Origin of the sequence: Flammeovirga kamogawensis (genome assembly GCF_018736065.1) — a bacterium.
Taxonomy (GTDB): Bacteria; Bacteroidota; Bacteroidia; order Cytophagales; family Flammeovirgaceae; genus Flammeovirga; species Flammeovirga kamogawensis.
The window spans coordinates 35,190-56,602 of record NZ_CP076130.1; the positions used below are offsets into that span (position 1 = coordinate 35,190).

Genomic DNA, 21,413 nt, shown 5'->3' on the forward strand with positions numbered 1-21,413 from the left:
ATTTCAATAAGAGAAATAAAAAAACGACATAATAATTTAATTTATTGTGTCGTTTTTTTTTCAAATTATTTAGTAACTGAATAGCGAAGGTTATACTACAAAATCTTAGTTAACCATAATAAAAGCACCCCAATAATACGGCTTAGAATATTTTTGCATTATGTCTAATTGTGCAAGCCTAAAGGCAGTATATTTATCGTTTGTAGCGGTCCATCTTTCGTAGAAATTATTCATAAGCATTTGGGTAGCATTATCGTCAACACTCCAAAGGCTCATGACAATGCTATTGGCACCTGCAATGCTAAAAGCAGATTGTAAACCAGATACACCTTCTCCCTCTGTAATTTCTGAAACACCCGTTTGGCAGGCAGACAATATTAATAATTCAGTATTCGATAAATTTAAACTCTTAACCTCATACGCTGTTAAAATACCATCAATACCAGTTGAATAGGCAGCTTCTATATTCTCTCTTTTGTTTGTAATTTCTGTAAAGAAAAGACCAGATCTGAGTAGTACATTATTTGAAATGCCATACGGAATATCACTAATAAAAAAACCATGTGTAGCAATGTGAAGTACCTCTGGAGATGTCTCAATATTTTTAACATATGCTTCTGTAGCAGCATCTTTCATTACAGTAGTTACCTGCCAACCTTTACTTTTTAATAAACTAGCAGCATTGTTAATTTCAATTTCTGTACCTGGTAATTCATCCAATTCTATCAACATTTCTTCCTCATCAAATTCTTCTTCTCCTCTGCTAGAATTTTGAGTACCATAGTTTTGAAATGTTGGATTCCCGATCATTAATGCCGTTTTGTTTTTAATTTTTGAAGGAGAATCAATTAATAACTCACTCGTAGAAGTAAGCGGAAGTATAAAATCTTCTTCGATTACATACTTCTGTGTAGTTGGGTTTTTTAGTGTATTTATGTTGATAAGGTTGTATACACCATCACAACTTATATAGATTTTTTGCACATCTGATGCTATTTTATTTTTAATAGGCGACCATAATGCATTGTATGTATTTACTCTTTTACTAGGAGCTGTATTCAAAACTAAACTACGTGACTTGGAAACCATAGCAGTTTTATATTCTTTATATACTTGATTTTCTAGAAGCTCCGAATTTCCAATATCAATCATTGTAGGAGAGGAGTTGTTATAAGTAACAATCAAAGCAAAATATTTAGTTTTGACCTTATTTTTATCAGAAACTTTAATGATTTCAATAGCAATATCGTTGGCCTCTAATTTTGATTGAATATCTTTCCAAGTATCTAAATTCTGGACGTAAACGGTATCAGCAAAAGCATCAGCAGCAAATACCAAAGCCTTTTCTAAATTGTTTACTCTATCCATAATTTCTAGTCCATCTGCATTTAAAGAAGTACGTTGTTTAGGAGACATAAAGTTTAGAGATGCAACTTGTGAACGCATGTGATCCATTTGAGTGAGATAGGTAGGGAAATCATATTTTTTACGTTCAGACCTAAAATCAATAACTTCTTTTTTTCGGTTTTTTCCCTCGTCTAAAAAAAAGTTTTTGTATTGAATTTGTAGGTTGTAACAAAGCTCAGATAAGGCAGGTAAAGTATTTTCACCTTCCATCATTATTAAGGCATAAAAAGTTTCGAAAACATAGCGTGTTTTTTTAAGGTAAAGACGCTTTTCATTTTCACTAGAATAGTTTAATGTGCTTCTATATAAGTTTAAACGTTGGTTTACAGCTTCAATAATTAACTTTTCTGCTGCTTTCCAATTCCCAGTTCTAGCATATAAAGTTGCTAGATCGCTCTGAGTTCTGGTATGGAATAAGATGTCTTTTTTTGAAGCACTAAGAATTTCTAAGTACTGTTTTTCTTTATCTTGATAGTTACCCTCTTCAACATCTATTGTAAGTAAAACTTCTTTGGTTTTTAAGGTAACCGCATTTTTCTCATAGAATTGAAGTTTACCTGCAACGGTTATGCTTTTCTGATAATAAAACTTTGCCTTGTCTAGTTTTACTAGCTTATGATAGTTCTCTCCTAAGAGAATATTTAATCTGATATTTAAAAAATGAGCCTTCTTAAATTGTTGGTAGAGTTGGCTATCTACTTCTTCTAATAAAGCAATAGAGGCTGTATACTGTTCTTGTGAGGATAAAATTTTAGCTTTTGTAATCATAGCTCTGAAATACCAATTTGTTCTTTCCATGGTATTCTCAGTTAAGAAAGTAGTCCATTCATTTAAAAGAATTTCTGCACGGTTTATTCTACCTAGAATTACAGATAGATCAATTAGCATAGAGATAGCTTGTGCATAATTGGGGGTAGATTGAAGGTTCTCTTTTTTTAAATTATTGACAAGCTCAGAAAGTATCAGTTCGGCATCAATATAATTACCATCTAGCATCTCAAAACGAGCCTTATTTATGCTAAAATAATTTTGGTTTTCAATATCTCTATTGATAGTAAGGGCTACCTTATCAAAGTAAAGTTGTGCTTTATCGTACTTGCCTTCTTTAATATAAAGAGCAGTAAGATTTAGCATTACAGTATTATGGCGAGACAATTGATTTTGATCTTCTTCATAGATTTTATTGGCTTTTTTAAGTAATACTTTTGCTACAGAATATTTAGACTGAAGCATATAAATACTGGCAATTCTGGTAAGAACATTTGCAAAGGCATTATGATTTGGACCAAAAATTTTTGCTACTTTTCGCTCACATAGGTTATATATTAAAGTTGCTTTGCCATATTCTGTATTTTTTTTATACGCATCACCTAGAACTAATAGTATTCTTGTATAAACAAAAGAGTTAGTATAATCGAGGTCTTCAGCCTTCTTTTTAAGAAGTAATAAATTAGTAATTACTTGCTCTGTATTAGAGGAATGTAGGTATATCTGGTTGAGGTACACCTCAAAAAGCATGTATATTCTTTTAACAGGAAATTGTTTAGAGAGTTGAATTGCAGCCAAATAATTTTCTTCAGCTAAATCGTAATTTCCTAAAATTGATTCATATAAACCTTGATTAAAGAGTGCTTGAGCATAATTTAAATTATTCTTACCAATTGTTTTTTCGTGAATTAGATTAATTTCTTTTAGTAAGTAAGGTACGTCATCAACCTCTTTAAGAAGTAATTTCCCTGTTATTAAATAGTTTGTAGCAATAGCATAATCAGGGTATAGCCAACCCGTTGTTTCTTTCATAATACCTAAAGCCTCTTCCATATAATCAATTCCCTTAGAAAATTCTTGCATAAGGATATATGCTTTCCCTGCAGTTACTAAAGGAATTAATAACCTTACAGAAGATGCTGTATAATTGTTGCGGGCTTCTTTTACCCATTTTTCTATTGTAACGGTAGCTTCTTGAAATTTACCTTGATCAATATAAGACCGAATTGAATCATTATATATCTCTGTATTTTCTTGTGCAAAAGGCGTTGTTAAAAAATAGAAGTAGCAAAGTGTAGCAAGTAAGTATTTTATATTTATTGAAATCATTGAGAACTTTTCAAAGTGGGTGTTCTTTAATTTACTAAATAAGCAGAACTAAATAGGCATACTTTGTCAAGAATTTATTTTTTCAAAGAAGTAGCTTTAAACTGTCGGGGTAATAAAATTCTTCTTTCCATAAAGATCCGTTAATAAAATTAAAGTAATTGTAGCTCGTTTTCTTTCACTTGTCAAATTATTAACACCATACTTTAAAAGAATCGCAATAACGTTTAATTTAAAATTAACTTTCTCATGCTTTATCTTAAGAATTTATTTTATATACTTCTACTTACAACTCTACCTATCAAATTTTTAATTCATATGATTGATAACGATCAGGAAGAGAAGAGAGTTAAATTTGCAATAGAACAAGAGTTAAATAAAAAACGAGAATTGTATAAATCTCCATCATTTTTATTTAAAAATGGGATAGAAAGTTCTAAATATGCACCTCAATACAACCCTAATCATGGAGTGTGTTATAGTAACGAGGTTTTGTTAGAAAATGGTACTTCATTTGACCTTCATGTAAGTGAAGAATATGTGCATGGCGTTTTTAAAAAGTACAAAAAGGTAGAGTTAAAAATTTACTTTGAGTTTACTGAAGACACTGCCAAAGTAAAACGATCTTTAGATAAAGTGTTATCTAATTTAACCGACTATTTAACTCCAGATCAGAAAAGGCGTATTTTAAATAGAAGTCATGAATATATGTATTATAGACTATTTGTTAGTGATATTCTTTTAGAATCTACAGAACTTTGCCTTGCAGAATATATAACAAATAATGAGTTGTCTTTAAAAAGTTATCCATGTATTGATGTAGAAACTCTTTACGAGAAAAAGAAGTATAGAAAGGAGATTAAAATAAACGATTTTGTAAAAGTAGATATACTTGTTTGGTATGAATCTGACAATAAATTTAAGGTATACATAGATACCTATAGTTCTGATTATGAACATTCTGAACAAGCAGAATATTATGCCAATTATTATCGACATCATTTAAGCAGACATATTCATTCTAAAGTTTGGTACGATCTAAGACACGCAGTATATAATGCTCAATATTATGTAAAGTCTACTGTTTCTGAAAATTTAAGAGATGTAGATTTAAAAAGATTTTAGAGTAAAAACCCTACCTAATCCATTCGTTTTTTAATGGTATTAAGTAGGGTTTTATTTTTTATGGATAGGTATTAATAGTGCATTCCCCTATATCATATTTGCACATTGATTTTAGTTGCTAACAGAAATCTTTTCTTTCAATGCAGCTCTCATAAGGTCTAAAGCATCCTTATAATTGTCTTTTTTAACCACATTTTCCCATTCATTAGGATCAATGTTATGGTCGTATAATTCCTCAGTACCATCAGGGTAAGAAATATATCTATATTGATTAGAACGAATAGTGTGGAAACCTTTATCTTTTGACGTAACAGCCATTTTGTTTGATTTCTTTTTTGGGTTTTTCACTAAATCATAAATACTACTACCTTCATTTGATTTATTTTGAGGGAGCCCACACATCTCTGTTAAGGTAGGGTAGATATCCAATAAAGAAACAATAGTTGTTACTTGCTTTCCTCCCTTAGTTCTAGGATCAAAAATAATTAATGGTGTTTTTGCAGAACGTTCCCATAATGTATTCTTACCCCAGAACTCTTTTTCGCCAAGATGCCAACCGTGGTCGCCCATAATTACAATAATAGTATTGTCTTTATATTGGCTATTGTCTAATGCATCTATAACTTGCCCAACACATTCATCGGCAAAAGTTAAACTTGCTAAGTAAGCTCTAACAGCCTCTTTCCAAAGTCCTTTTTCTACAAGCTCGCGGTGCAAAGTAGGGCTTGCTAATTTATTTCCACCTTTACCCAAGTCATTCAAATCGTTTTCAATAACAGCAGGAAGTTTAATTGTCTCAACATCATACATGTCAAAATATTTTTTTGGAGCATACCAAGGTAAATGTGGACGGAAAATTCCACAAGCTAAGAAGAAGGGTTTATCGTGATTTTCTTTTAAGAAATCGGCACAATATTCAGCATTTTGCCAATCGTTTGTTTCCTCTGTGGTATCTTCAATACCGTACCAATCAAAAGCTTTTTTAAAGTTCTTTTTAATACCCTTTTGATCAAAATTAATTCCATGCGATTGTCTAAGAGATTTATCAGGAAAAGTTGTTCCTAACTTAGAGTACTTTTCTGTTTGGAAAGACCCAGGGTCACTACCTGGTTTTGGTACTTCTTTATTTCCTCTAGGGCTATGGAAAATCTTACCTGATGCTACAGTAGTATAACCATTTGCTCCAAAATGCTGTGGTAAAGTAACTATATCAGCAAAACCTTCTTCATCTCTAAAATGTTCTACATTGCCATATACACCTGTTGTCGATGGTCTTAAACCTGTAAGCAAACTTGTTCTAGAAGGATTACAAAGAGGTGCAGAGCAATAGGCATTTTTAAACATGATGCCTTTTTTTGCCACTTTATCAATGTTAGGTGTAATTGCTTGCGGATGTCCTCCAAAAGCATTTACCCAATCATTCATATCATCAACCATAATAAATAAGACATTAGGTTTACTGTCTTTTTTAGATTGAGCAAGTAGTGAATTACTAAAAAATAAAGTCGATATAAAGCTAAAAAGTATAAGTAGATTTTTCATGTTAAGTTCATTCATTTCCGTTTTATTAGAGTACTAAATTCAGATAATCAAAAATGCTTCTAATATCTGTCCGTATTAATTATGTACTCCTGTGTATAAGTAGCCATAAACTAGCTTATAAACCTCAAAAAGTTGATAAAAACGTGTGTTTGTCTGTGGTAGTAAAGTTAATACTTTGTCTTTTTAAATTGTATATAGTGTAGAAGAAACACTAAAATTGAAACATAGATACATCAGCATTATGTAGAAAGACCACCTTATAATTGATACAACTTAAATTTGCTTCATCGAAATGAAAGCACCAACGAATTATTATTTTAATTATGAAAGCAAAACTATTTTGGACTCTACTTCTAACATTATGTTTTTGTAAAGTACATGCATCAGATGATGCGCCTAAGAAAGCTACCGTAAAAAAGCATAAGACACCAAATTTATTGATTATACTCACAGATGAGCATAATTTTAGAACACTGGGTATTTACAAAGATCTATTACTAGAAAAAGGATTGACAGAAATGGCGAATCCGTGGGGTGTAATTCCAAATTATAATACACCATTTATTGATAGGATTGGAAAAGAAGGAGCAGTTTTAACGAGTATGTATGCATCAACACCTTCATGTGCTCCATCAAGAAGCTCTATGTTTACTGGAAATTACCCACAAACTACAGGTGTATATAGAAATGGAATAGGTATAAAAGAAGATGCACAAACAATTGCTAAGGTTTTGAATAAAGTAGGTTATACTACTGGGTATTCTGGAAAATGGCACTTAGAGAATGGTGATCCTAAACCAGGATGGAACCCTCCTGTAAGTTATCATGGTTTTACGGACAACAGGTATATGTTTAATAGTGGACATTGGAAAAAGCTAACCTTTGAAACAGATGGGATTACTCCTAAAGTTGCAGAAGAGAAAGCTAAAAAAGCAATTGCTACTGCAGACAAAGAAACATATACTACAGATTGGTTGGCAAATAGAACAATAGAGTTTATAGAAGAAAATAAAACTAAGCCATTTATGTATGTGGTAAGTATGCCAGACCCACATACACCTAATCTTGTTCGTGCACCTTATAATGACATGTACAATAAAAAAAATTTTCATTTACCAACTACTTATTCAACCACTGCATTAAGAGGTACTGAATACCCTAAATGGGTGAGCCAAAAACAAAGGTTTAAAGAAGGGTATGATTCTACCAAATTAATTGTTGATATTTCAAGATACCATGGAGCAGTAAAATGTATTGATGATAATGTAGGAAGAATAATCAAAAAGCTAGAAGACGAAGATTTATTAGACAATACGATTATTGTTTTCACTTCAGATCATGGTGATATGCTTGGTGAACTTGCTCACGAAAATAAAGGCACTCCATACGAGAGTTCTGCTAAAATTCCTTTTGTAATTAGGTATCCAAAGATGATTAAAGCTGGTACAGTGGTGAACAATGCAGTGAACACTACTGACTGGATGGATACATTTTTAGCTATGATTGATGTAGACAATAAATACTTCAACTCAATGTCTACACAAGGTAGAGACTTCTCAAAATTACTAAAAGGAGAAAATGAAAGTACTTTTGAAGATATCACTTTTGTAAGATTTCAATTTTGGGTTGCAGCGGTTACTAATCGTTATAAATTAGTCTATGATAAATCGTTAACTAAGCCATGGTTTTTTGATTTAGAGAAAGACCCAACCGAAACAACCAACCTATTTGATCATCCTGAATACAAGGGAATTATCTCAGAATTATCTACAAAACTATTGGCCTATGGTGACAAAACCAATGATGATATCATTCATTATGAAAAATTAAGGGAAATGATAGTAGCTAATAGTCGAGAACAATAAGAATATAATCATTACAATTAAAAATCTCCTAGTAAATTTTAAAGAAAAAATACTAGGAGATTTTTTTATACTGTCATAAAAAATTTATTGATTAACACTCAATATTCTACTAGGTTTTATTGTAGAATCTGCTGCAGCATCAACATAATTTTTAGGCTTTTTATACCGCTTCTTTGGTGCTACAATTCTTCCTGAAGGAACCCATTTTTTTAGGCTTTCAATTATAGCTTTATACTTTGGATCATTAATAAGGTTTGTCCATTCTAAAGGATCATCTTTAAGGTTATACAATTCTTCTGCACCAGAAAGGTTGTGGATATAATGCCATGTTTCATCTGTTACAGATGTACCAGTGGCAGAAATAGTTACTCCAGGATAATCCCATTTTGCAGTGGGATCTAAAAGTAAGCTAGAAAAATCGTGTCCATCCAAATTCTCTTTTATAGGTAAGTTACACAGGTTATTTAAAGTAGGAAATATATCTATTAAACTTACCGTTCGACTACAATAAACAGGTGTTTTCATATTTGGCATTCGTACAATAAAAGGAGTTTTTGTTACTTCATTCCAAAGGGTACTTTTTAAATAACGTTGCTTTTCTCCTAGGTGCCAACCATGATCCCCCCAAATAACAACAATAGTGTTATTGGCATATTTACTCTTTTCTAAAGCATCGAAAATTACTCCTAAACAAGCATCAGCATATGAGATATTTGCTAAGTATGCTCTTGTGGCTTCTTTTTCTAATCCATGTTTTTTTATCCATTTATATTCTTTTGAAGGTTGATGTAAAAGAGAACCATCTGGATTTAGAATATCATTTAAATCGTTTGTATTTACTTTAGGAGGTTGAATAGAATCTACAGCATACATTTCAAAAAAATCTTTGGGTACAAACCAAGGTAAATGAGGCTTTATAAGTCCAACAGCCATAAAGAAAGGAGTGTCAAAGTTTTTTTCTAATTGTTTTTTGGTCCAATTAGCTACTTTGTAATCTACAGTTTCTTCAAAAGTTTTTTTTGTAGGTCCCCAACTAAGTTTTGCATTAGCTTTGTATTCTTCTTTTTTCTCGCCATTAATGCAGCCATTTTTAGCACTATATAGTGTATTTGGGTTCGGGCTGTCTTTCATATAACGTCTCGCTCTAGCGTGCTCATCAAAAGCCCAATGCCCAAAATCAACTCCATATTCTGTGGCATGTTTATGAAAAATTTTACCATTTGATAAAGTATAATAGCCATTATTAGAAAAGTATTCTGGTAGTGTGGCATTCTCTTTCACAATTTTAGAGTAGATCATATTGGTAGAATTACCATATACACCTGTTTTGTTGGGCATAAACCCAGATAAAATTGCAGATCTAGAGGGTCCACAAATTGGAGCAGCACAAACTGCATTATTAAAAATAACAGCACCTTCATTGCAAAATTTATCAATATTTGGAGTAATAGCTTGTGGGTTTCCTCCCAACGGCCCAATCCAATCATTAATATCATCTATAGCAATAAAAAGGACATTTAATTGTTGCTCTTCTTGAGCATTTACAAACGTGGTATTGAGGGTGATTAATTGAATTATCACCAGAAAAAAAATCTTATTTCGCCAGTTCATCATTTCATTTTTGTTTGTATTGATTAGTACTATGTCAGTATCAATGAAATGTATTCTAATAAATTGATATTGTTGTCTTTGAGAGTTTATCAATTGTATAACCCCTCATAACAGTACTAATTTGTACATTTTTCTTTTTATTTAAAGTACTGATTACCCAAAGTGACACTTTAATTATTTGTGAATACATGATTTTAAATAAATAACCGTCTATTTGACTATTACAGAAATGAAGTACAAATCTTGAAGATTTTTCAACTTATTTAATAACAGAAATTATGAAAACTATTACTCTATTAACTATCATTCAACTGGCATTTATTTCTACTATATTTGCCCAAGAAGAATTTGTTTACAGAGCAAAAAACAATCTAAATGAAAGTTTTTTTGGCTTTGAGGAAGGAGTAGAAAGTTGGTGGACATCTGATAGTGAATATTGGGGTATTACCGACGAAAAAAAAGCATCAGGCTCATTTTCACTAAAATATTCATGTGATGAAGTTCCTGATCAGAAGAACATTAAAATTAAAAGTTTGCCATTAATAACTACTCATAAAGTGAATATTAAGGCAGGTGTATATAATATGTATGCAAAAGTATGGTTAGGAGAACAACACCCTAAGAGTTTACTTATTAATATTACAGGAGATAATGAATGGGCTTCTGCATCTATGAAATTCAAAAAAGTAGAAACAGGAAAATGGATAGAGGTGACGCAGAAGATTACGGTTAACACTGTAAAAAATGGAAATATGATAATGTCTATCCCCACAAGTACTACATATGGTGGACCAGGACTTATTTATGTTGACGATATTTATTTAGAAAAAATTTAAAACTAAGCGATGCATTTTGTTGAGGTGGCAAATAAAAAAATCAACTTTTTGATGTGTGACTACAAATAAGAAAAGTTACTAACACTATAAACTTCCAACATTTTTTTATTACAGAATATGAATTTGAAAACGAAATATCTAAAATTTATAATAGCATTACTTCTATTACCAGTGATGTTATTTGCAAAAGAAAAACCAAAGAAAGGAATTGTAAGTTTTTATACAGACTATACAATCAGTTTAGTACGCAATGCTCATATTGATGGAGGGAATTATATTGTTGCAAATAGTTATGAAGGAACAATTTTAGTTTTTACAGAAAGTGGTAAAAGAGTTTGGGAAAACAAGCTATCAGGTTTTGCCAATCATGATGTTTGGTGCGAAGATATTACTGGCAATGGTACAGACGAGATACTAACTGCAAATGCTGATGGTAACCTTTATGTTTTAAATGCAAAAGGCAAATTAATGTGGCAATATCAACCGTCAGAAACACCACTAACAGCTGTAACAGTAATGAACGGCAAAAGTGGAAAATACATTGTTACTGGCGGAATGGATAAGAACTTGTATTACCTTTCTACTACGGGTAAAGTTCTTAAAACAATTGCTGCTGTAGATTATTCTATTGATAAACCATGGGGTAAAAAAACAGAAAAAGTTTCTCCTAAGTTAAAAGAACATACCGCAAATTTTCTTCGTAAAGCAACGTATAAAAACAACGAAGAGGTACTTGTTTTGCATGGTACTATAAACCAAAATAGCTCTACAGGTTCTATTTATCTTTTTAAAGCTGATGCAGATTTACCCTTTAAGAAGATTAAAGTTGGGGAAAAAGGAACAGTAGGAGATTTAAGAATTGCAGATACTAATAATGATGGTGTAGATGAACTATTTTTAGGTGCTTCTGGGATGATTCAAACAGCAAAAATCACAAAAATTGATTTAGCATCTAGTGAAAAAATAAAACCTTCTTATTATAAATTTCAGCAGAGTTTTAGAAAACAACTTGATCATTTTGGCTACAGAGTAGTACAAACAGAATGGGTGACAGATGGGAAAACAGAGAAACTATTGACCCTTTTTGGAACAAGAATAATTCTTCAACCAGCATCTTTAGAAGTAGAGAAAGCGGAAATTTTAGCTACTAGTTATTCGTATAATGATTTATGGAAAGATACCTCTAATGGTAAAATTATATTAGCAAGTGCTCAAAGTGGGGGGAGTTGTATTCATATTATTAATACAAAAGTACCTTCATGGAAAAAGGAATATATTGCTTTACAACCTAAAGGAAAACTTGCCAAAATTATACAGAATACAGCTGATTTTAGAACAAGTATCCAATCTTTTAAAAAAGGAAAATGGGAAGGAAAAGGTCAGGATGTTTATTTTATGACGGAATCTGTTAAAGAGGGAAATCAAGAAGTAATTGAACGAATAGCAAAAACAAATGCATCTCCTTATTTCTTAAAAAGTCAGCATATAGCTAAAGTTGAAAATTGGGACAGATCAGCTTTTGGTAATGAAGTTTATGAGAAGAAACGTGATGGCCGTAAAAAGTATGTCAACTCTCAGGAGCAAATGTTGAATACATTACTTCCTTTATATAAAAATAATCCAGGAATTGCTTATTGGGGTGGTCATGGAAATGATCCTCTGATGATAAGTTTAGACACAGAAAAGAAAGTAATTGATGCTGGAGGAAAAGAGAAGAAATTAGTAATGATCTTCCCTGAATTAGAACATTATGATGAAAACTTCGAATATTACCTCAATAACTATTTGTATCCACTTGCAGAATATTCTGAAGGAAAGAATGCGAATATTTACGTACGTTCTAAACATACATTTTGGCAAGCAATTATCTATAAACCAATGTGGAATGGACTACTTTCTGGAAAATATGCAGAGGTTTTTGTTCCATCTATGGAAGAAACAACTGATAAATCTATGGATTTAAGTGTTGCTGGTAAAATGGGTATTTGGGCAAGTGGTGCAACAGAAAGCTGGGGTGCAAGAGGAGCAAGAGATAATGCAAGTTATTATAGATTGAGACAACATTCTCATCAGATGGTTCCCAATCACTTTTTAAGAATGTTAGTGTATAATATTGCAAGTGGTGCTCAATACATAAATAATTTTCCTGTAGATCAGAAATACATTAGTGTATTGTATGAAATGGTAGCTAATGGAGTAATTTACGTACCTAAAAAATCTGAAATAGTAAGTTTCAACCCTGTTCATTTAAGTATGACTGCCCCTAACCCTGTGTATTTAAATGAAGGGAATAATGCAAAATGGACAACATTTTATTCAAAAGAGCATGAAGAAGCAAACAAAATGGTGTTCTCTAGATTAAATGGTTCTTGGCCTGCATCACCTGTAAGGCATTATGATTTTTCTGCATATGCTTCTGGATCTAAAGAAAGAAGGTTAGATTTTCTGCCTAAATATTCTAACGGTTTAGTATTAATTACTCCACCTCAAGAAGGAGTTTATGCAGATAAAGATGCTCCAAGAGGAAAATTAGAAGATCACTTGCACCCTATGTATAAAGGAAATTTGCAAGAGTTTATTACTGATGGAAAGGACTACATTTCTGCAGATGGAAAAGAACATTATCCAGCAGATAAATACTATACAAATGTAGCTAAAGCGATAGCAGAAGGAGCTAAAAAGTTACCAATAATCGTATCAGGAGATGTAGCATGGGTGGCTGTGCAAACGGATAAAAAACATCTTCGCTTAACATTAATCGATAATGGTTATATAAACCCTAATGATCGTTTAGCAGAAGTTACTTTTAACGGTATAAAAGTAACTAAAATTACAGATGTTGTAAATAAGAAAGAATATAAAGTTAAAGGAAATAAGACATCAATTGATGTTCCGTGTGGACTGTTTAGATTTATAGATGTTGAATTATCTGAAGAGATGAAGCAAACAATGTAATCGTAAAATTACTACCCTTATTTTAAGTACAGTAGTGTTGTAAGTTTATTGCAACGTACTGTACTTTTTTATTTTAAAATAGCTAATGCAATTATTGCTAGAAAATATATAAATTAACTAATAAATAGTTTAAAATTTCTATTTTTGAGTATTACTACATAATATCGATAAATACTTAACTACCACAATACATATGAAAGAGACTTTACTTCTATATATCAGCGTACTACAATTATATTTTAAGACAAATTCAGTAGAAAATGTTTTATAAAGTAACTAATAGCTAGGCAAATGTCTTTGCTATTCAATAATAATTTGTTCAATATATTTTTTCAGGAAACAATTCTTTATTGGTAAGTACACTTCAAGTATTACGATAAATTTTGTATCCACTTATTTTTTATTCATTTACCTAAAAATACACGAAAACAGCCTTTAAAGGTGTGTTTAAACGTTTTTATCCTGTCAGATACACTGTATAAATTCTTACAGACACATAAAATTCAGTTGTCACCTACTTTTGAGGTATCAATAAGTGATCTTTTTACAATTGCAATTTTACTCAAGAATTACTTACAATTTTAGTCTTCTAATTTTTTTAATAGATGAAAAAAAAGTGAACAAAAATGGGATACATCAAAACAGAGTTTATAGACTATAATATGCTGTTTTTGATCTTTTTAGATGAAATGAATATCAATATGTATTTTAAACAACATGAAGCAAATTTATACTATTTATAAAACCTTTACTACTTACTATTCTCACTTAATTCTTTTAACAATTGTGCTATTATTTTCTTTTGATGCGACAGCACAATCAATAAGAATAAAAGGAAAGGTAGTAAGCGAAGAAGACAATATAGGTTTACCTGGGGTAAGTATCAGAATTAAAGGTACAACTCAGGGTACAGTAACCAATTTTGATGGTGATTACTCTATCTTCGCAGAAACAGGAGAGACGTTAGAATATAGCTTTATTGGGCTAGAAACTAAGGAAGTAAAAGTAACGTCTCAGAATATAATTAACGTAGCCTTAGTAGCAGATGTAGAAATGCTAGATGAGGTTGTAAAGATTGGTTACGGAGAACAGAAAAAGAAAGAGGTTTCTGGTGCTGTTTCTCACGTTACTAGTGAGGCTATCGAAAATTATACATCAAGTGATGTTGCACAGGCATTGCAAGGACAAATTGCAGGTGTGAATGTAACTACTTCTGGAGCGCCCGGTGCAGATGCAGTTATTCAGATAAGAGGGGTAAGTACAGTATCTGACATGGCTGGTGCTACTGAGCCTTTATATGTAGTAGACGGAATTCCGCAAAATGAAAACCCAAGATTAGCACCATCGGAAATAGAATCGATGGATGTACTAAAAGATTTAGCATCTTGTGCAATTTATGGTACAAGAGGTGCAAATGGAGTAATACTAATTACAACAAAAAAAGGTTCAGCTGGTAAAATAAATGTGAGCTTAGATGCTTCTTATGGAGTGAAAAATATCACTTCTGGTATAGACTTGATGAACACCAAAGAACAAGTTTATTTTGATATGATCACAGAAAGAAATAGGGGGTCTAATGATTGGGATAATTCTACAAACCTTCCTATTCCAAGAAACCCAGCTTCTTTTGCAAATGATACTGATTTATCTAAAGTAGTAATTAAAGATAATCAGCCAACACAAAACTATAACCTTGGTATTAACGGTGGGGGTAAGAATTTAACTTACAATCTTACAGCAGGATTCTTTGATGAGAAAGGTTCTCTGATTAACTCAGGATTTACTCGTTATAATGCCCGTGGGGGAATGAGTTATAAAAAAGACAGATGGAACATAAATTCTTCTATTGCTGTAAGTTCTGAAGAATTAGCAAGAACCTCTTCAAATTTACTTACGCAAACAATTCGTTATGCACCTTATAAACCTGTATTAGATCCAACGCAAGATCAAACGATTGTTGATGAATCTCAATGGAGTACTACTAACAATGTTCTGGAAGCAATGCGTTTTGAAGATGTAACGAATAGAACAAGATCACAAGCAAATGTTGGTATTGGATATACTATTGTTGATGGGTTAAAATTGAATACAAACATTGGTGTTAATTCTGTAAATGACTTTAGAATGAAGTTCAAGCCATTTATAGAAAACTATGATGAAGAAGTTAATTTACAATCAGACCCTGCCAATTCTTATGTATCAAATGAGTCGTCTAGAAGAACGGGTTTTTCTATTGATGGGCGTCTGTCTTATGTAAAGAAGTTTGGTGATCATAAGGTGTCTGCAATTGTGGGTGTATCAAATGAGTCTTATACTAGAAATAGTTTTACAGCAACAAAATATGGTATTGTAGATAATTCAATTCGTGTGTTAGATGGAGCTGTTTTAGCAGCTGCGGCAACAAATGGTTACGATTATGTATACAATATTATAGGTACTTTAGGCCGTTTTACTTACGATTACAAGAGCAAGTACATGCTTTCTTTTAGTGGTAATTATAATGGCAATTCTAAATTTGCTGATGGCAGTAAATGGAAGTTTTTCCCATCGGCTTCAGTAGCATGGAATATATCGGAAGAAGGTTTTTGGGAAGGAATTTCTTCTGTAGCAAATGCATTTAAGGTACGTGCATCACATGGTCAGGTAGGCGGACAAAGCTTTTTACCTTATACCGATAAAGCAACTATTCAAAACGGGATGGATTACCCATTTGGATCAGGAGGATTCCCGACACTTTATTATGGTGCTGCTCAACAAAACTTTGCTAATGGTGATGTACAATGGGAAACATCAATACAAAATAATATTGGTGTAGATTTAGGTTTTTTTGGAAACAGATTATCTCTAACAGCAGATGTTTATCATACAGAAAAATCTGATATGTTATTCCCTGTTCAGTTACCACCATCTGGCGGAGCTGGTTCTGGAGCAGATTCTAAAGTAACCATGAACATAGGTAATATGGTAAACCAAGGTTTAGAACTTTCTGCAACGTATAGAGGTAAAACAGGCAAATTTGATTGGAGTCTTACAGGTACTTTTACAAAAAACCAAAACGAGATTACAAGTCTTAATACAGATGATTTTATTTATACTACAGACAATGGTTTAATAGCAGGAGCATCGGCAACATCTAAAGTTACAGTTTTTGCAGAGGGCTACGAAGCGGGAGCTTTCTTCCTTTATAAAACTGAGGGTGTAATTAAAACATCAGAGCAATTGGCAGCATATCAAAAGCTAAATCCAGGTGCTAAAATGGGAGATCTTATTTATAAAGATACCGATAACGATGGACAGATTACCGATAAAGATAGAGTGTATATGGGGTCTGGTTTCTCTGATTGGGAAAGTGGATTAATAATGAATGTTTCTTACAAAGGGTTTGATTTAATGATGCATTGGTATGCAGCTATCGGACATCAGGTAATGAATGGATCTAAAGCAATGGCATACTCAGAAGGTAGACATACCGAGCAAGTAAATACGTGGAACAGAGCCAATCCTTCATCAGACGTACCAGCTTATAGAGGAACAACAAAAGAACACGATAACTATAGAGCTTACACAGATTTATGGTTAGAAGATGGTTCTTATATCAGACTTAAAAATATTCAACTAGGGTATTCTTTACCAAGTAAAGTTTTGGACCGTTTAGGAATGAATAATTTTAGAATATATGTATCAGCTCAAAATCCATTAACCTTTACCAATTATACAGGTTACGATCCTGAAGCAGCAGGTAATGGAGTATCTTCAAGAGGTTTGGATAAAGGTAACTATCCTATTTCAGCAATGTATTTAGCAGGCTTTAAGTTAAACTTCTAAACGATTGAAATGATGAAATTAATAAGAAAAAAACTACAACAATACTGCTTGTTCGCACTACTTTTACTTTTGGGTGTTAGTTGCCAAAGTGATTATTTGTCGGAAAGTAACCCAAATGCAAAACCTGTAGAAGATTATTTTACAAGTTTAGTAGAAGCGGATAAAGTTTTAACAGCAGCCTATTCTTCTTTACTTAACCACTATAATTTAAATATTTTAGAAGAGGCATGGAGATCAGATCTAGGCTACCCTTCTGTTGCAGCAGGTAGACCAAGAGTATCTGGACAGGGTGAACCATGGTATTATAAAACGTACACAAATTCACAAAATGAGATCAATAAAAAATGGGCAGCATTATATACAGGTATCTTTAGATGTAACCAACTTATTGAAGGTTTGGAAGGACCTTTAGCGGCTGAATCAGAAAATCCAATTTGGGTTTCTCAGATGGCACAAGTAAGAATGTTGAGAGGAATATTTCATTTTTACCTTTACCAAACTTATAATAATGGTAGAGTGATTATTAGAAATAGCGTTCCCATAGAACTAGAAGATTTTAATATTCCAGTATCTTCTAAAGAAGAAGTAAGAGCATTTATTCTAGAAGATCTTGAATATGGGTATGAAAATTTACCAATATTCTATGGGTCAGAATCTGAGAACGAACTATCATCTGGTAGAATGACTAAAGGAATTGCAACTATGTTTTTAGGCAACCTTTATTTATTAGAAGCGCCAGCAAATATAGATGGAGATGAGATTAACCCTGATTACGAAAAGGCTAAACTCTATTATGAAGAATTGATTTCGGGGGCATATCCTTATGCTTTAGAAACAGATGAATCAGCAATGTTTACTCGTAAAGGTGAATTTAATACTGAATCTATCTTCGAGATAATTTATGATGACAATATGCGTCCTGAATTGGACCGTTGGGATGAACAATCACCAAGTAATAGATTGGCAAGGTATTCTGCGCCTGGTTCTCAAGGAGGGCAAAGAGCTTTTACACCAACAGCATGGATTGCATATGCTTATAAAACAGAGGTTAAAGACACAAAAGATCCTAGAAACTTCTATCTGGAAGAACAAGAAGATGGATCATTCCTTACTGTGGAACGCAACGTTTCTTTAAGAGCCTCTGCCTCTGTAGCATTAGTTAACGATGAGCAAACACAATATTATAGATCTGGTATTACACCAGAAGTTGTTTCTTTCGGAAAATATGAGTTCTCTTATTGGAAGAAATTCTCTAACCATGATATTGTAACCTCCGAAAATAACTTACCAAAAGGAGCTTATTATTCTGGTAAGAATGTAGTAGTAAATCGTTTGTCTGAGGCTTATTTAAACCTTGCAGAATGTTACTTAGCTACAGGAAATGAAACAAAAGCAATGTCTTTAATTAATGAGGTAAGAAAGAAGTGGGGCTTACAATTAATAGGCTTATCTCAGGGAAATACAGCAAATGATTACGATGGTAAAATTTACAGCAATGAAGATTTATGGAACCATTTAATGTTTGTAGAAAAACCTTTAGAATTAGGTGTAGAAGGACATGCTATTCGTTGGATTGATTTGAGAAGGTGGGGTAAAATTCAAGAAAACTTTGAGAGAGTAGCCAATCAAACTTTCAGAGCAGAGACTTACTTTTTTACAAACTCAGAAGGAAAAACACAAAGAAGAAACAGATCGGATTTATTTCCATATAACCAAGGAGATGAGACCTTTAGTATTCCAATTATTGATTGTGAAGATGCTGTATTAAACTACAATCCAACACTTCATGATTATTACCCGTTGCCTTTGGAAGAAATTATCTCTAACCCTAATCTTGGTAAATAATAGCTATGAAGACATTAAAACTTATATCATTTTTACTATTTACTCTTTTTACCTTATTTGGTTGTAATAGAGAAAATGAACCGCAAGCACCAACATATTCAGATGTTTCTTGGTATACAGAAGCAGGTGGATTTGCACATAATAATTTGGTACGTAATATTGGAGAATCTATGGCATTCATGGATCTTTCTCAAGGGGTTAATACACATGAGTGGATACTTGATAGTGGAAATTATTTTATTGAAGGTAATTTTCAAAGAGGAGATGATTTACGTGATTTTATCATTCCAGAATCGGGTGCAAATTCAGAAGAGTATTCTGTAAATGTATTGTTTACAGAAGGTGGTTTACAAGGCGTTCGGTTAAACAATACATTCTATAATCCAGTAACTTATATTGGCTTAGGAGCAGATGGAAATGCAGATACGTTAGTCTCGTTCCAACGCCCTGATGGCATGTGGGAAATTGATACAACTTTTTATGTAGATGTATATGCGGTATTAGAACCCAGAGTACAAATTGAAAATGATGGTAAAATAATGGCCGAAATTTCGGTAGATTCAATTTATATTGACGGGCAAGAGCCGATACTCTATGATCCAGAAGATAATACAACATGGCCATCTTTAACTGTTCCTTTAGGTGAAGGAGTTGTTTTTAGAGATGTATCAACAGTAGGGCGTCCGCAAGAGCGAGAATGGATATTCCCAAAATCAACTGAAATAATTGATTTTGAAGCAGAAAACGTGAAAGACCAAGCAGAAAACTCTCCAGTAGTAACGCTTAAATTTATTGCTATGAAAGAAGAACTCGGAGGTGCTATCACTGTTGCAAGAGAAAAACCAGATGCTATTGCTGCTACACAAAGAATGTCAATTCCTTTAGTTTTCAATCCTCAAATTGCAGATGTACAAGCAGCTTTTGCAGTAGTTCATAAAGACGTTGTGATTTTAACCATCAACGCAGATGATCAACCTTCTACGGATGAATCGACTTGGGAAGAAATTACTATAGAGAAAGGAGATAACTTACAATTAGTGGATTTATCTACAAAAGGACTATTAAACTATGATGTAGTTACAAGACTTTGGACTTTTGATGATGCAACCACTTCTACAGATTCTATTGCTTATGTAGTTTATAATGAGCTTACAGATGGAGAAAATTACCATACTGTAGGTAAATTTAAAGTGTCTAGAGCAAAAGAAGGAACAATTCCTGCTGGAGAGGACGAGAAAGTTATTCCATTAAAAGTTAAAGTAGCTTTAGAAGCGAGACCTACTTTTAAAGATGGTGACATAGTAGCTATTAAGAATGAAATTAGTGCTGGTGTAACAGAAAAAGTAATTACTTTCCCTGTATCAGAAAATCTAAAAAATATTGTAGATCAAGATGTAGCAAAAGGTGCATTTACAGTTACAGTAACCAATCAGGAAGCAGGTTTCCCTGCAACAGTTTTTGATATTGCTTCTGTTCAAGTCAACGCTTCAAATAGAAAACAAATAGAACTTCGTTTAACGAATGACATCTATAATACTGATAATATAACTGTAGTATATAGTGGAGAAGCAAACAATGCAATCTCGTCTGAGGCAGGGGTAAGTCTAGAAGATTTTGGAACTGAATCTGTTACGATGTATGGAACTGCTAACATTCTAAATACAGAAATGGCTAGTTTTGAGTTAGAGAAAGATGTTAATGCTCCATATGCTTCAGGGTGGTACAACCAACAGAATGTAACGACTTGGAACAGAACAGATGAAAAGAGTAGTACTGGTAGTTATGGGGTTAAGTTCTATGCAGAAAATCAGGCAGCATTACATAAAAATAGAGATAGAATGCAGTCTGTAGATAGCGATCAGTCTATTAATGAAACACTCAAGGAAAACGATCAGGTGAGAATAAGTTTTGATATTTTTATTCCTGTATCAAATACAATGACAGATGGATTATCATGTCAGTTTATTAATCCTGTAGATGGTCTTACAAAAATATCTACAGCAAGTGATGCAAGAGGTGTATGGGTAACAAAAAATATTGATTTTGTAATGTCGACATCTTTACTACCTCCAAGTGGTAAAACATCAAGTTTTGCAATACAGTTGTCAACAAATGATTTAGCAGGAGTTACAGCAACAGACGCTATTGAGTTTTATATTGATAATATTAATATTAGAATACATGAGCTAAGACCTTAGTATTTAGTTATTAAATAATTTAATCATCCCAATCTTTCATTATGTAAAGGTTGGGATGTTTTTTTATACTCACTTTACTTGTTTTAAAGTGTCATTTTAATCAAATAATT

At 32.5% G+C, this 21,413-nt stretch carries 10 protein-coding genes; 7 read left to right on the forward strand and 3 right to left on the reverse strand.

Annotation, left to right across the window (positions count from 1 at the left end):
• Nucleotides 1-105: 105 nt before the first annotated feature.
• Complete coding sequence (locus KM029_RS24635; RefSeq protein WP_144077068.1) at nucleotides 106-3,504, reverse strand: CHAT domain-containing protein; 3,399 nt, start codon at nucleotides 3,502-3,504, stop codon at nucleotides 106-108.
• A gap of 246 nt (nucleotides 3,505-3,750) precedes the next feature.
• Between KM029_RS24635 and KM029_RS24640 the strand changes: the two genes are divergently transcribed.
• Nucleotides 3,751-4,626, forward strand: coding sequence for a hypothetical protein (locus tag KM029_RS24640; RefSeq protein ID WP_158631253.1), 876 nt, complete (start codon nucleotides 3,751-3,753; stop codon nucleotides 4,624-4,626).
• Between the two features lie 111 nt (nucleotides 4,627-4,737).
• Here KM029_RS24640 and KM029_RS24645 read toward each other — a convergent pair whose 3' ends face one another.
• Entirely contained in the window at nucleotides 4,738-6,168 is a 1,431-nt protein-coding gene (locus KM029_RS24645) for a sulfatase (protein WP_158631254.1), read from the reverse strand.
• Between the two features lie 323 nt (nucleotides 6,169-6,491).
• Here KM029_RS24645 and KM029_RS24650 point away from each other — a divergent pair, with 323 nt between their 5' ends.
• On the forward strand, nucleotides 6,492-8,033 hold the full coding sequence (locus tag KM029_RS24650; protein WP_144077071.1) for a sulfatase-like hydrolase/transferase: 1,542 nt from the start codon (nucleotides 6,492-6,494) through the stop codon (nucleotides 8,031-8,033).
• A gap of 84 nt (nucleotides 8,034-8,117) precedes the next feature.
• Here KM029_RS24650 and KM029_RS24655 read toward each other — a convergent pair whose 3' ends face one another.
• Nucleotides 8,118-9,647, reverse strand: a complete 1,530-nt coding sequence (locus tag KM029_RS24655; protein WP_144077072.1) for a sulfatase-like hydrolase/transferase — start codon at nucleotides 9,645-9,647, stop codon at nucleotides 8,118-8,120.
• A 275-nt stretch (nucleotides 9,648-9,922) separates the two neighbouring features.
• Here KM029_RS24655 and KM029_RS24660 point away from each other — a divergent pair, with 275 nt between their 5' ends.
• The 5 genes from KM029_RS24660 to KM029_RS24680 all read left to right on the forward strand — a co-directional run bounded on the left by KM029_RS24660 (nucleotide 9,923) and on the right by KM029_RS24680 (nucleotide 21,303).
• The gene (locus tag KM029_RS24660) at nucleotides 9,923-10,480 is read left to right on the forward strand and encodes a hypothetical protein (protein ID WP_144077073.1); all 558 of its coding nucleotides are present in this window, start codon (nucleotides 9,923-9,925) and stop codon (nucleotides 10,478-10,480) included.
• Nucleotides 10,481-10,597: 117 nt separating this feature from the next.
• Entirely contained in the window at nucleotides 10,598-13,435 is a 2,838-nt protein-coding gene (locus KM029_RS24665) for an outer membrane protein assembly factor BamB family protein (protein WP_144077074.1), read from the forward strand.
• Nucleotides 13,436-14,152: 717 nt separating this feature from the next.
• Entirely contained in the window at nucleotides 14,153-17,260 is a 3,108-nt protein-coding gene (locus KM029_RS24670; RefSeq protein WP_144077075.1) for a SusC/RagA family TonB-linked outer membrane protein, read from the forward strand.
• A gap of 9 nt (nucleotides 17,261-17,269) precedes the next feature.
• Complete coding sequence (locus KM029_RS24675; RefSeq protein ID WP_144077076.1) at nucleotides 17,270-19,105, forward strand: RagB/SusD family nutrient uptake outer membrane protein; 1,836 nt, start codon at nucleotides 17,270-17,272, stop codon at nucleotides 19,103-19,105.
• A 5-nt stretch (nucleotides 19,106-19,110) separates the two neighbouring features.
• A complete protein-coding gene (locus KM029_RS24680; protein WP_144077077.1) occupies nucleotides 19,111-21,303 on the forward strand; it encodes a SwmB domain-containing protein in 2,193 nt (730 codons plus the stop codon).
• Nucleotides 21,304-21,413: the final 110 nt, after the last annotated feature.